The following is an 11,933-nucleotide window of genomic DNA, read 5'->3' as shown; positions in this document are numbered from 1 at the left end:
CGTTACGCGGCCCGGCAGGACTGGGACAAGATCTCGAAGGCGCTCAAGCCGGTCTACACAGCCCCGACCGAGGACGCCGCCACGGAACGGTTCCTGGAGTTCAGTGACACCTGGGGCGGGAAGTATCCAGCGATCGTGAGGCTGTGGGAGAACGCCTGGGCCGAGTTCGTGCCTTTCCTCCAATTCGACACAGAAATAAGGCGAGTTGTCTGCACGACGAACGCCATCGAGTCGGTCAATGCGCGCATCCGCAAGGCCGTCCGCTCCCGCGGACATTTCCCGAACGAGCAGGCAGCGATCAAGTGCGTCTACATGGCCGTCATGAGCCTGGACCCGACGGGGCAGGGCCGCAAACGCTGGTCACAGCGATGGAAGGCCGCACTCAACGCCTTCGAGATCACCTTCGACGGTCGGCTCTCCGCCGCCCGCCGCTGACTCACTAACAACTCCAGAACCACCGTTAACTTTACAGACCCTCACCACGAAAACGAGTCTGGCCCCACCGCTCACGCGGCGAGGCCAGAACCCAAGATCTTCATGAATCTTCTAGTGCCCGTCCGGCGCTCTTCGAGATAGCGGACCAGCGCGTCCCAGACGGGCTTGCAGCGCAGATGGTAGCGGTCGACCAGCTCAGCGGTGGGCCGCTGTCCCTGATGTTGAAAGGCCTTGTAGGAGACGGATTTGGGCAGGATGCCGACGCCCCGCAGCAGGTCCCACCCTGGGTAGATGCCGTGCGGGAGGAGCCCGTTCTTCGCCAAGCCCCAGTACCGGAACTCCTCGAAGTCCTCGGGCGTGAGCTGATCCGGTCCACGGCCGGTGTGCAGCACCAGTTTCGACAGCACGTTCATGCCCTCGATGAGGCGCCGTTCGACCATGCCGTCGTTCTTGGCCTGCGGCAGGATGCGGTCGAAGACCTCGGGCTGGATCGAGCGCCACACATCCCGGAACAAGGTGAGCGAGCTGTATGCGGCCAGGAAGCCGTGGCTGGGCAGGATCACCTGGTTCAGCAGCAGGCTGGCGATGCCGGCGACGTTCGTGGCCCGTCGATGCACCACTCCGGTGGTGGAGCCGGCCGGAACCAGGCTGAGCCAGCCCAGGTCGGCGTCCGCGTGAGAGGCCAGCCAGCGCTCCTGCCATCCCTCGCCCGGGTGAGACGCCAGCCAGTCGAGGATGACGGGAACGCCGCGCCGGCGCCGGCGGCGTGCTGGTGAGCCCGCACCGAAGTGGAGTCGACGTTGACGTTCCAGTCCAGGTTCCCCTCCGCGTCGGCAATGGCCTGCATGTGCCAGAGGAGCCTCTCCCAGGTGCCGTCGGCCGACCACAGCAAATGCCGCTTGTGGACGGTCTTCCAAGGCCCGAAGCGTTTGGGCAGCTCCCGCCACTGCACCCCGGTGCCGAGCCGGTGAATGATCCCGTTGATCACCTGCCGGTGGTCCCGCCACCGGCCCCACCGGTTATTGCTTACCGGCAGCGGTGGCTCCAGCACAGCCCACTCCGCGTCTGTCAGATTCCCCCCTGCTAAGCATGACCGGAACAACGAGTCACCTGATCGAAGAGACACCACCTAATGGCGAGGGCCCCTCCGACGACACCTACTCGACTCGCTGTCGAAGGCTTCCCTCCGGCTCAAGGGTCCGTGGGCCACAGGCCTTCAAAAGTTCGGCGAGGACGGCGTTGATCTCCTCCTGCTGGCTCTTCGTAGCAGGGGAATGGGGCAGGCGGGGCTCGCCGACTGGGCGGCCTAGGTCGGCGAGGGCTGCTTTCACGAAAGGCACACCGCCCACCTGTACTACCAGCTGGAAAAGGGGGACCAGACGCTGGTGAACGGCCTGAGCACCGAGCGTGTCTCCACTGGTAAACGCCCGGATCATCTCCTGGAGCAAACGTGGCACTACATGCCCCACCACGCTGATGGCCCCCACCGCTCCTACGGAGAGCCATGGCAGAAGGAGAGGATCATCACCGCAGTAGTAGGCCAGGCCCGTATTTCTCGCCACGGCGCTGCCCCCCAGCAAATCGCCTCGAGCATCCTTGACAGCCACAATATGAGGATGCTCTGCGAGGCGTGCAAAAGAGTCGGCTGAGATGGCGATGCCCGACCGGAAGGGAATGTCGTAGAGCATCATCGGCAACGGAGTGGCATTTGCTAGGGTGGTGAAGTGCGCAACGACGCCTTCTTGCGCCGGGCGTGAATAGTAAGGGGTAACGGTGAGGACGCCGTGCGCGCCAGCGTCAGCGGCCTGGCCGGCCAGTTCCACGGAATGGCGGGTGTCGTTTGTACCGACCCCGACCGTCACGCGTACTCGTCCGCCAACGGCGCGGACCACTTCCCGAACAAGATCGCGCTTTTCCCTGTCAGAAGTGACGGGGGCCTCGCCCGTCGTCCCGTTTAGGACAAGGCCGTCGCACCCCTCGTCGGCCAGGTGGACGGCAAGTGAGATCGCCGCATCGATGTCCAGCCCACCCGAGGCCCGAAAGGGGGTCACCATCGCGGTGATGTTCTGCCCGAACTGGCTACGAGCGGTTTGGTGCTCAACGGAAAGCGTCATACTTGGCTCTTCTTTCGCATCTTTCGACGGGGTGCATCCGTCGCGGCATTGCTTCGGTTATGCCCGGCCCCGTCACTCGATATTTCGGTGTGCTGGCTTTCCTTGACGAGTTCGTCGTGTACCCGCTGGAGCGGGTACAGTAGGCGCAAAATAGGCCCCGCAGCCATGGTGGTCAGCACAGCCATGGCGATGAGTAGGGAGTACATATCGCGGTCCAGCAGCCCGGCACGTAGGCCTACAGAGAGGATAACGATCTCGGTAAGGCCGCGTGTGTTCATCAACGTGGCGAGGACGGCAGAATGGCGCCGGTCAAAACCATGAAGTCTGGCCGTGGGGTAGGTTCCCAGGACCTTGCTGCCCACCGCAACGACCAGGACGAGACCCAACTCTCCCAAGTGGGAGATGCCTGAGGCTGTCAGGTTCACCGTCAGCCCCGTCACGGTGAAGTAGATCGGCAGCAGGAGGCCGGCCATCTGCTCTGCGGTGCCGGTGACCTCTGTGTGGAGGAGCTTCTTGCTCTCCTTCGGGACAGCGACCCCGAAGAGGAACGCGCCGAAGATCGCATCGAGCCCCATCCACTGCGCGGCGGCGCTTGACACCAGCAGCCCGGCGAAAACAGCGACCCGTCGGTGAGTAGCCATCGCCTCTCCGGTCCGCGCGAACAGGGTCCGCAGCAGTGGGCGCACCAGGCCGAAGAGCACTAGGACGAAAGGCAGGACGAGCAGAAGGCGGATAGTGTGGCTCCGGCCACCGTGGGCCATAGCCACCACTCCGGCCAGCAGCGTCCACACCAAAGCGTCGCCCACCGCCGCACTCGCCAATGCCTGCTGACCGACGGAGACACCGGTCATTCCCCGGTCACGAAGGACCCTGCTGAGCACTGGGAAAGCCGTTGCCGCAATGGCTACACCGAGGAACAGCACAAATGCGGTCTTCTGGCCCGGTGGCTGATGCCCGGACAGGACAAACGCCAAGGTCACACCACAGCCGAAGGGCACGAGTGTTGCCCCCAGTGCGATGTTTGTAGTCGCCCATACTCGCCTTCGGACAGCTGCAAGCTCGAACTCGCAGCCGACCAGGAACATGAAGAGCACCACGCCGACATTGGCCAGAGCCGACAGCGCAGAGACCACCTCCGGGGGAAACAGCGTCTGGGACAACGCCCCCTGCAGCAGCGTCGGCCCCAGGAGAATGCCGGCCACAATCTCACCCATGACCGCGGGCTGGCCCAGCTGCTCGACAAGCCTGCCGAGCAGCTGGGCCAGTGCCACGATGAGGGCCATATCGACCAGAAGGACCATCATCGACTGTGCGGTCACAGCATGGAGCTCCGCGACTTGCGACCCACCCCGACAAAGGAGCTGTAACGCTCAGGGTTTGCCGTTACGGTCTCCGGGTTGTCCGGTCGCCATAACGGCGGATACACAACTCCCGGCTCCACCGTTTCGAACCCGGTGAACAGCGCCGCGATCTCCTCCTGCGAGCGCAGAGTGAATTCGCTGTACTCCTCTTGATAGAGGGAGTCGATGGCGCCTGCCGCATCGGAACCATTGGTTGCCACCGACAGTGCCAGCAGGCTTCCCGGAGCAAGGGTCCGCTGGTAGTGGCCAAGGGCGGGATGCACCTTGCTGTCAGGGAAGAAATGGATCACGTTCAGCACCAGCAGCGCGACCGGCCGCCGGAAGTCGATCAGCCGACTCACCTCGCCGTCCGCGAGCAGGGCGTCTGGCTCGAAGAAGTCGGCCAGCACGCTGGTGGCGTACGGGTCGTCGTGCAGGATTGACCGCCCGTGGGAGACCGCCACCAGGTCGACGTCGACAGACACGACACGCGCTGAGGAGCCGGACTTGCGGACGGTTTCGTGAACACTGCCACGGGCCGGAATGCCCGACCCTATGTCAAGGAACTGGTCAATTCCCTGTTCCAGCGCATAGCGCACTGCGCGGCGCAGGAACTTGCGGTTCTCCCGAATCAGCAGCACGAGTCCGGGTGCAGCCCTGATCGCTTTGCGGCCCAGTTCACGGTCGACTTCCAGGTGGTGGCGTCCACCGAGAAGGTAGTCGTAGAGGCGGGCGATGCTGGGGCGCTCTGTGTCCACATCTGGGGTGACCCAGCTGGGTGCATCAGTCATCTGGTCCTCCCGCTGCCCACGGCAGCCTTATCGGGCTCGCGCATCGCCGGAAGTCCGTCGATACTGAGGCCGTTTGTGGTCTGCCAGTAATTGTCGAAGTAGTCGTCGTCCCGACGTTCGTGGTGGCGGTCGAGGATGTCACGGTCGCTCTGGTAGTCCATCAGTGGCACGGACCAGCCACAGGCATCACTGACGCGTTCCACATCCACCACTACGATCGCGCGTTGGCCAGCCGTACGCGCCTTGGTGAAGTGCGTACGTAGGTAGTCGAACTCGGCTTCATCGGGCAGGATATGTCTGCCGCGTCCGTATAGCCGGACTATCTTGGGCCGGCCCTCAAAGGCACAGAACATCACGGTGATGCGGCCGTTCTCCCTCACGTGAGCGATGGTCTCTGCACCGGTGCCGGTGTAGTCCAGGTAGGCCACCCGGTGCTCGCCGAGGACATCGAAAGTGCCTCCCATTCCTTTGGGGGAGACGTTGACCCGTCCATCCGCTGCCAGCGGAGCGGTGGCCACGAAGAACATGGGCTGTCTGAGGATCCAGGCCCGAATCTGATGGTCGATCTTCTCGTAGACCTTGCTCATACCCCGGCCTCCGCTGCTGGCACGTTCGGTGCACCGGACCGGCGGATTCGCAGCTTTGGCTCGAGCTCGAGGTAGAGCCCGCCAACGGCGTCGCGTGGTGAGGTGGGCATCGCATTCATGGCCTCGTTGTGGCCAGCGGTGATCTTCTTCTCGTTTGCGAGCTGCTGCGAGACGGATGCCAGCGCTTCCTCCCCGTCCCGTGAATCGTCCAGGTCCTCGATTCCGGTAACGATGTGCAGGAAGGACTCATAGAGGTTGAGCATGTGACGCTCGCGTCGCGTCAGTTTGTCCGCCTCGAAGAACTGGGTCTCGCGGTTGTAGCTCTTGTAGAAGAACGAGACCACGACCAGTAGCCGCTCGTACGCCTGGTGGTAGGCCTTCTCGTAGAACGCCATCGCCTCCTCCTCCGACAAGTCGCCGTCGAAGACCGCCGAGATGGAAGCGGCGGCGAGCAGCGCACTGAACGTCGAGAGGTGAACACCGGTGGACAGCAGCGGGTCCAGGAAGCAGGCGGCGTCTCCGACGAGGACGTATCCCGGGCCGCACTTTCGCTCCGAGACGTAGGAATAGTCTTGCTCCACCTTGAAGTCCGAGACTTTGGTGGCGCCCTTGACCATCTCGGAGATCCGCGGGCACTGGGCCAGCGCATCTTGGTACACCGCCTCTATGCTGCCGAGCCGTTCACGCTCGTCGGAGAAGGTGCTGCGCTTGGCGACTAGCCCGATCGAGGTGGTGCCGTCGTGGAGCGGAATGGCCCAGAACCAGCCGTAGGGCACCGAGCACACCGCGATGGCGCCCTTGGGACCGCGGTCGAGCGGCTGGACGTCACGCCAGTACGCCCAGACACCGACATTTTTGAACGCCTCGTGATAGTGCCGGTTCTTGAGGTACTTCGTCGCCATCACGCCGGCCCGGCCGGAGGCGTCGACGAGGAAGTCGAAATCGATGCGGCCGGTCTCGGTCCGATCATCGCTGCGCGCCCACTGTGCCGACACAGGCCGTTCCCCGTCGAAGGCGATCTCGGTGACCTTGGTGCCATCGTATACCTTTACTCCTTCGCTCTTGGCGTGCTCGAGCAGCAGGTGATCGAACTCAGAGCGGATGACCTGGTAGCTGTAACCGTTGGCGCCGGTGAGGTGATCGAAGTTGAGGTCCCAGTCTTCCGGTCCCCATTCGAAGTAGGCACCGTCCTTGCGCACAAAGCCGTGGCTTTCGACCTTTTCCCGCGCGCCCATCAGGTCCAGGATTGGCAGTACGGACGGAAGGATGGATTCGCCGATGTGATAGCGGGGGAAGACTGCGCTCTCCAGCAGCGTCACCTCGGCGCCCTGTCGGGCCAGGAGGGTGGCGGCGGTGGAACCGCCGGGCCCACCGCCGATCACCAGCACGCGGGTCTGATCGGGGATCTGCTCGCTCATGTCGTGCCTCTCGTGTCCGTCGTAGGTGAGTGGTCATGTCGAGATGTGGGAGCCAACGCAACGACGCTGCCGGCGTATCCGCGTGAAACCGGGAGGCTCCGGCGCTGCCACCGGATTCCGTGGCCGTCCATGGGGTCCGCGAGGCCGCGGATACCGACCCCACGAGCCTTGGCATGTGCCTCGCGGGTGGTCCAGATCCGGTACCAGCGTTCCGGGTAACGTCGTGGCGATCCCCGACTGAGCAGTGCGCGCTCGCTCTCGGTGAAGTAACGGCGGGCCAGCGTGCGGTCCGAGCCACGCGCCACCACCTGCTCGATGTCGACACCCACACGGAGGCCTGACGACACGGCCAGTGCCAGCCAGGTCCCGGAGTGGGACAAGTTGAAGTCATATCGTGGCCGTCCGTTCCGCTCACCGATAAGGAACGGTCGGCCGTCAACATCTTCGCCCAGCGGCACCCGGTGCGGGGGCAGCCCCAGCCGTGCGCCCAGCATCCGACGGACAAGGGCGCGTCCCACCGTGTATTCGGCCCGGCGATCCGGAAAGGACATCGCTGCCCGACGGGCTCGCTCCCCTGGCGTCAACAGCGAGGTTTCCGCGGTGGATGGCTCCGCGGCCCGTGTCGGCACTCGGGTCAGCCACACCTCCACAGGCCTGCCGAACATCCGCAGTCGGGTACACCGGGCTGGCCCGCATGGAGCCCTCATGGCGCTGCGGCGCGGATGCGCTCAGGCAGATCGGGACAGTCGATACCGAACCGGTCCGTCAGCGCGGCGAGCCAGCGCTCCAGGCCGAAAGCTACACAGGAGGTGAAGACCGGGGAACCGTCGTCCTGGGTGATCTCGCAGCGTTCGCCGAAGAAATTACGGTGGAAGTTCACCGAGGCAATGGCCAGGCCATCACCGTAGACAAACTCTTCCTTCACGGGAAAGAGTTGCTGCATCAGGGTACGGGCGGCGTCCTGCTCGAAGAACGGGTCGGTCGCCGGCTGGACCGCCAGCGGAAGGTCCAACCGCTCGGCGAAGAGACGGATACGTTCCTTGAACGTGGATACGTGTTCCAGAACGGTCTCCCGGTCCCCGAGACATACCACTTCCCTCATGGAGAAGCCCAGCAGACGCCGCAGCCCATCGAAGTGGTCTTCACGACGGAAGCAGGTACTCACCGTGGTGATCTTCCGAGGGGCTGACAACTGTTGCTGTGCTAGGTCCAGGTAGACCGCATAGCAAGCCGCTGAGGGGAGGGCATACTGCGCCGGCTCAAGCAGGTCGCCAGGGATCTCCGAGGGGGCCGCTGCGACCAGGTGCTCCGTCCGATCATGCCGAGCACCGGCGGCAAGCAGTGCCAGGTGTGGAAAGTTCTTCCAGTAGTCGAGCTTTTCCAGATCGTCCGTACGCAGGAGTGGCGGGTAGGCCATAGGGTCCGCACCCGCTGCGGTCCCCCAAGAGGCGAAGGTCTGGTCAAGCGCATCGCGAACGCCAAGGTTGCGGGGGCCCAGGACGGCAAGGCCGCCGGCGCTCGTTACGGACACGTCAGCTCTCTGTGGCATCGAAGAACCTCTCCCGAATCCGGCGGAGCGTGCGGAAGTCCTCCGGGGAGACTTGGTCGAGGGTGATCTCGCGTCCGGTCTGCTCCTCCAGTACGTAAAGGAAGTTGACGAACCCGAGGGAATCGATCACACGGTTGTCGATGAGGTCGTAGTCCGGATCTATCGTGCCTAGTTCAGGGCGGCGAGCCAGCAGGAAGTCGATCACCAGATCACCAGTCTGCTGTGTGGGGGTCGAGTCGGTCATGACGCGGGAATCCTTTCGTCAGAGAAGATCTGCTCGCCGACCATGTGCGAGGTCGACCTGCGCAGGACGCGCGCGGTGAAGTCCTCGAAGGCAGGGTCGGCAAGTACCGCACGGCGCGCTGCGTACGGTTCCGGAATGCCGGCGTCGCGGAAGGCGGCCGGGTTGCACAGCGATTCCACCGAGTGCCGCATGTAGCGCTTGAGGTAGCTCTCCAGCACCGCGAGTTGTTCGGAATCCAGTCGTTTGCGCAGATCACGGTGTAGGAGCGCGACGATCTGTCGGCCGAACGCGATGTGCCGGGACTCGTCCTGGTGATGAACGCTGTTGATCTGCTGGATCGTGGGGTCCAGGCGCTTGTCGCTGCCCATCTTCTGGTTGAAGACGTCGACTAACTCTTCGAAGATCAGCAGGCGGGAGAAGAGGAGGAACGTGTCCGCCTGCGGAATGCCGGGGGAGGCAAAAGTCATGGACCGGTCAGGATACACCTTGCCCGCATAGTTGAGACAGAACTTAGCGAAGAACCACATATGGTCGTTCTCTTCACCGATGATGTGATGGAAGTACTCGGATGCAACCTCGAAGCCCGGGGTGTGGATTCGCGCAATAATCTCCGTCAGGAGCTCCCGGATTCCGTGCACATTCAGGCTGTAGAAGTTGATGCTCTCCCACTTGCTCAGCGCCTGCAGGTGGCCTTCGCCGAAATGTGAGCCGACTTCGGTGTTGTGCACCGTCATAAGCTCGGGCGACATCCAGTAAGCGTCTTCCTTGACGGATTCAGGCCACTGGAAGAGCTTATAGGGATCGTAGTAATCCCGTTCGGACATGGCCGTCAGACGGTCAAGGATCGTCTTGAAGCGTTCGTCGCTTCCGAGGATGTCGGGCAGTTCCGCCATATAGGCGGCCTGTACGCCCTCATCATTCAGGTTGTCAATCGCTGCGGTATTCACTATGACGCTACCTTTCTGCGGATCACGGTCTTGCGGCGCGGGTCCACGTCCCGGTCGCCGCACTGGTGCGTCGCCATCCGTCCATTCGCGGCCATCGCCGCCGGCAGCAGACGGTTCATACGCGAACCAATCGAGGCCGCGGCCAAGTCGGGGTGTGGCTTGGCCGCGTACGCGGTCAGCCAGGTGAAGATCGGGTCGACGGGCTTGGTCACGCCGTCGTCGTCGGTGACCTCGACCCAGGAATGGGCGAGATCGAGCATGCCTAGGAGCCACCCCCTGCGGGTGAAGGCGTCATATCCGGCGGCTTTGAACTCCTTCTCCAGGAAAAGACTCGCCGAGATACACGGGGAGACTCCCGCGCTCAGCAGCCGCTGGTACTCCCACTGCAATGGTTCCGGAAGGCGGACCCATCGGTAGCCACAAGCAAAGAATTCGTCGATGATGCGTCGCAGCTGCGGTGACCTCAGGTTCATCAGTTCTCCGCTTGTTGAGACGTGACCTGAGAACTGGAGTGGGCCTGGTCCTTCGTACCGCAGCTGTTCGTCGACGATCCGGGCTCCTTCCGGCTTAACGTGCCACGAGTGGAGCTGGCCGCCGACGGCCTCTGGCAACATCTGGGCATGCGACCACCGGGGGTCGGCGCCGCACTCCTGGTGGGGGCACTCCAGGTCGACTACGAAGCTCCAGTCGAGCTCAGTGATCCAGGTATGCGGGCCTCCGTGCATCCATCGCAACGCGTACTGGATGGCCATCTCCGGTACGGACGTGGCCGACCCGGAGGCAAGAGCGAGGTTGAACAGATCGAACCGGTCGAACCATTCCTTTCCGGTCTCTCCGAGATAGGGAAGTCCCACCTTGATGAGGGCGTCCAGCGTGGCCTCTTCGCAGCGCAGCATGTCGAGGGCCGCAACTCTGTCGAAATAGGCCACTCGGTGATCATCCGGGACCGTGAATAGGCCGTCCAAGGCGGCTATCCAGCGGTCGATTTCCGGGGAGGGCGTCATGGGATCCTCTCGGTTTTTCGTCGAGTTTGGCGATTACACCTCGGCCGCGACGACAAGTTGGGCGATGAGATTTGCCACGTCACCTACGGTTACCATGTTTCCGGCCTGTTCCTCGTCGAACTCGAAAAGGTTGAAATCGGATTCCAACGCGAGCGCGAGTTCCATCAGAGAAACAGAGTCATACCCGAGATCGTTGACCAGGTGCTGTTCAGGTGCCGGGTTCTTTTCCTTTTTCGGCGACATGTCGCCGATGATTTCGCGTACTCGCGTGACGGTTTCGTCGTACAGAGACATAGCTCTCCCAGCAGAGTAATGAGTGAAATGACGGTGCAGGCGAGGGATTGCGGGAAGCGACCCTGACCTCAGTTGCAGCGATGGTCAGACCAGCGAAAGCCGCCGGGCACGAGCGACGGGATGTTCGGTTCCCCAGGCCTCTTGGTACTCAGTGAAGGCCGCCGCGAAGGCTTCGCCCCAGGTGAGTTCGAGCTCACCGCGCAGCGACTCGAGACCGATGAGCCCGAGCTGACGCATCATTCGGCCGTGCGCGATCGACCATTGCGCACAGATCTGGCCCGCGTATGCGGCGAGGGCCTGGCGGATCACAGGGGCTTGTGAGCGCTGCATGGGATTGACCAACACCCGGGCTCCGATGGCCACACCCTCCCGGTACGTCTCGCCGATGATCCCACCCCAGCCTGAGCGCACGCCGTCACGTGCGGTGGACAGCCCGAAGGTAAGGTGGCGAGCCTCGTCCCGTGAGACGTTGGTCAGCCCCTCTTGAAGAGCTGGCAACCCGCAGGCACGCGCCATGGTGCGCAAGGTTCGCAGGCCGGCTGCTGCCAGGATCCCCTCAGTGACCAGGTGGTAGTGAACCAGTGCGGCGTACCAGGCAGCAGGTTCGCCAGGTTGCTCCCGTACCCGGGCGGTGGCTTCGCACAGTAGGGGTTCGAAGATCTGACCGTAGCCGGACGCCTGCCCCAGTGCGCCGGCTGGTTCCAGATCTGTGGCTGCAACCTGCGCTACCTGGAGGAGATAGCGCTGGAAGAACTGGACATGGCGTGCTTCATCCGCCAGTTGGGTGCACAGGTAAATGCGGTCGGGTTCGGTGGGGGCATGGTCGGCGAGTGCGCTGAGTGTCCGGGTGACGCAGGACTCGCCGATCTCCAACTCGGCCAGCGCGGTCAGCAGCTCCCGTCGTGCGAAGGGCCGCAGCTCCGCGAAGCGTCGTGCGTCGCGGACAACCTCGACCCTCGAGACGCTCCATTGCTGGATTTCCCAGCGATCGTAGAGCTCCTGTGCCCCAGGCAGTCCGACCGGCGTCTCTGGCGCCGCTGGATCTGGGCTGGCACGGTCGAGTTCATCGATCTCGATGCCCACGATGGGCCCTCCTTCTCAGGCGTCATTTCGACTAAGACCTGTCCCGTAACTGCTGGTCACAGGTGAGATGATCTTGCGGTGTCTGGTGTGATCACGGCGTCGGAGCCGTCCTGGATAGCCCCGTTCA

Annotated in this window: 14 protein-coding genes and 1 pseudogene; 1 reads left to right on the top strand and 14 read right to left on the bottom strand. The window is 63.4% G+C overall.

Going from position 1 to position 11,933, the window contains the following annotated elements:
- The coding region (locus ACWGJY_RS36580; RefSeq protein ID WP_453265218.1) for a transposase at positions 1-435 on the top strand (435 nt) is incomplete at its 5' end.
- A gap of 71 nt (positions 436-506) precedes the next feature.
- Here the strand turns inward: ACWGJY_RS36580 and ACWGJY_RS36575 are convergent.
- The 14 genes and pseudogenes from ACWGJY_RS36575 to ACWGJY_RS36510 all read right to left on the bottom strand — a co-directional run bounded on the left by ACWGJY_RS36575 (position 507) and on the right by ACWGJY_RS36510 (position 11,806).
- Positions 507-1,052: a hypothetical protein gene (locus ACWGJY_RS36575; protein ID WP_453265217.1), complete on the bottom strand. Its 546-nt coding sequence runs from the start codon at positions 1,050-1,052 to the stop codon at positions 507-509.
- An 80-nt stretch (positions 1,053-1,132) separates the two neighbouring features.
- A pseudogene (locus ACWGJY_RS36570) lies at positions 1,133-1,537 on the bottom strand (IS5 family transposase); the annotation flags it as partial.
- Between the two features lie 55 nt (positions 1,538-1,592).
- Positions 1,593-2,549, bottom strand: a complete 957-nt coding sequence (gene dapA / locus ACWGJY_RS36565) for a 4-hydroxy-tetrahydrodipicolinate synthase (protein ID WP_453265216.1) — start codon at positions 2,547-2,549, stop codon at positions 1,593-1,595.
- Positions 2,546-3,868, bottom strand: coding sequence for a cation:proton antiporter (locus ACWGJY_RS36560; RefSeq protein WP_453265215.1), 1,323 nt, complete (start codon positions 3,866-3,868; stop codon positions 2,546-2,548). Before ACWGJY_RS36560 ends, dapA begins: the two co-directional genes overlap by 4 nt.
- Entirely contained in the window at positions 3,865-4,680 is an 816-nt protein-coding gene (locus ACWGJY_RS36555) for an SAM-dependent methyltransferase (protein ID WP_453265214.1), read from the bottom strand. The genes ACWGJY_RS36560 and ACWGJY_RS36555 overlap by 4 nt, the downstream gene beginning before the upstream one ends.
- Positions 4,677-5,267: a pyridoxamine 5'-phosphate oxidase family protein gene (locus ACWGJY_RS36550; RefSeq protein ID WP_453265213.1), complete on the bottom strand. Its 591-nt coding sequence runs from the start codon at positions 5,265-5,267 to the stop codon at positions 4,677-4,679. The genes ACWGJY_RS36555 and ACWGJY_RS36550 overlap by 4 nt, the downstream gene beginning before the upstream one ends.
- A complete protein-coding gene (locus ACWGJY_RS36545) occupies positions 5,264-6,685 on the bottom strand; it encodes an NAD(P)/FAD-dependent oxidoreductase (protein WP_453265212.1) in 1,422 nt (473 codons plus the stop codon). The genes ACWGJY_RS36550 and ACWGJY_RS36545 overlap by 4 nt, the downstream gene beginning before the upstream one ends.
- Positions 6,682-7,350 (bottom strand): 4'-phosphopantetheinyl transferase family protein, encoded by a 669-nt coding sequence (locus tag ACWGJY_RS36540; RefSeq protein ID WP_453265211.1) that lies wholly within the window; start codon positions 7,348-7,350, stop codon positions 6,682-6,684. The genes ACWGJY_RS36545 and ACWGJY_RS36540 overlap by 4 nt, the downstream gene beginning before the upstream one ends.
- 38 nt (positions 7,351-7,388) lie before the next feature.
- Positions 7,389-8,216, bottom strand: coding sequence for an aminoacyl--tRNA ligase-related protein (locus tag ACWGJY_RS36535; protein ID WP_453265210.1), 828 nt, complete (start codon positions 8,214-8,216; stop codon positions 7,389-7,391).
- Position 8,217: 1 nt separating this feature from the next.
- Positions 8,218-8,478, bottom strand: a complete 261-nt coding sequence (locus tag ACWGJY_RS36530; RefSeq protein ID WP_453265209.1) for an acyl carrier protein — start codon at positions 8,476-8,478, stop codon at positions 8,218-8,220.
- The gene (locus tag ACWGJY_RS36525; RefSeq protein WP_453265208.1) at positions 8,475-9,425 is read right to left on the bottom strand and encodes a diiron oxygenase; all 951 of its coding nucleotides are present in this window, start codon (positions 9,423-9,425) and stop codon (positions 8,475-8,477) included. Before ACWGJY_RS36525 ends, ACWGJY_RS36530 begins: the two co-directional genes overlap by 4 nt.
- The gene (locus ACWGJY_RS36520; protein WP_453265207.1) at positions 9,425-10,429 is read right to left on the bottom strand and encodes a hypothetical protein; all 1,005 of its coding nucleotides are present in this window, start codon (positions 10,427-10,429) and stop codon (positions 9,425-9,427) included. The genes ACWGJY_RS36525 and ACWGJY_RS36520 overlap by 1 nt, the downstream gene beginning before the upstream one ends.
- 33 nt (positions 10,430-10,462) lie before the next feature.
- Positions 10,463-10,723 carry an acyl carrier protein gene (locus ACWGJY_RS36515; protein WP_453265206.1) on the bottom strand — a complete coding sequence of 87 codons (261 nt, stop codon included), beginning with the start codon at positions 10,721-10,723 and terminating at the stop codon, positions 10,463-10,465.
- An 84-nt stretch (positions 10,724-10,807) separates the two neighbouring features.
- Positions 10,808-11,806, bottom strand: a complete 999-nt coding sequence (locus tag ACWGJY_RS36510; RefSeq protein WP_453265205.1) for a ribonucleotide-diphosphate reductase subunit beta — start codon at positions 11,804-11,806, stop codon at positions 10,808-10,810.
- Positions 11,807-11,933 lie beyond the last annotated feature (127 nt).

This window comes from Streptomyces sp. NPDC054765, assembly GCF_053612065.1.
The sequence above is the reverse complement of the archived record's forward strand: the minus strand, read 5'-3'. Positions and strand labels throughout refer to the sequence as shown.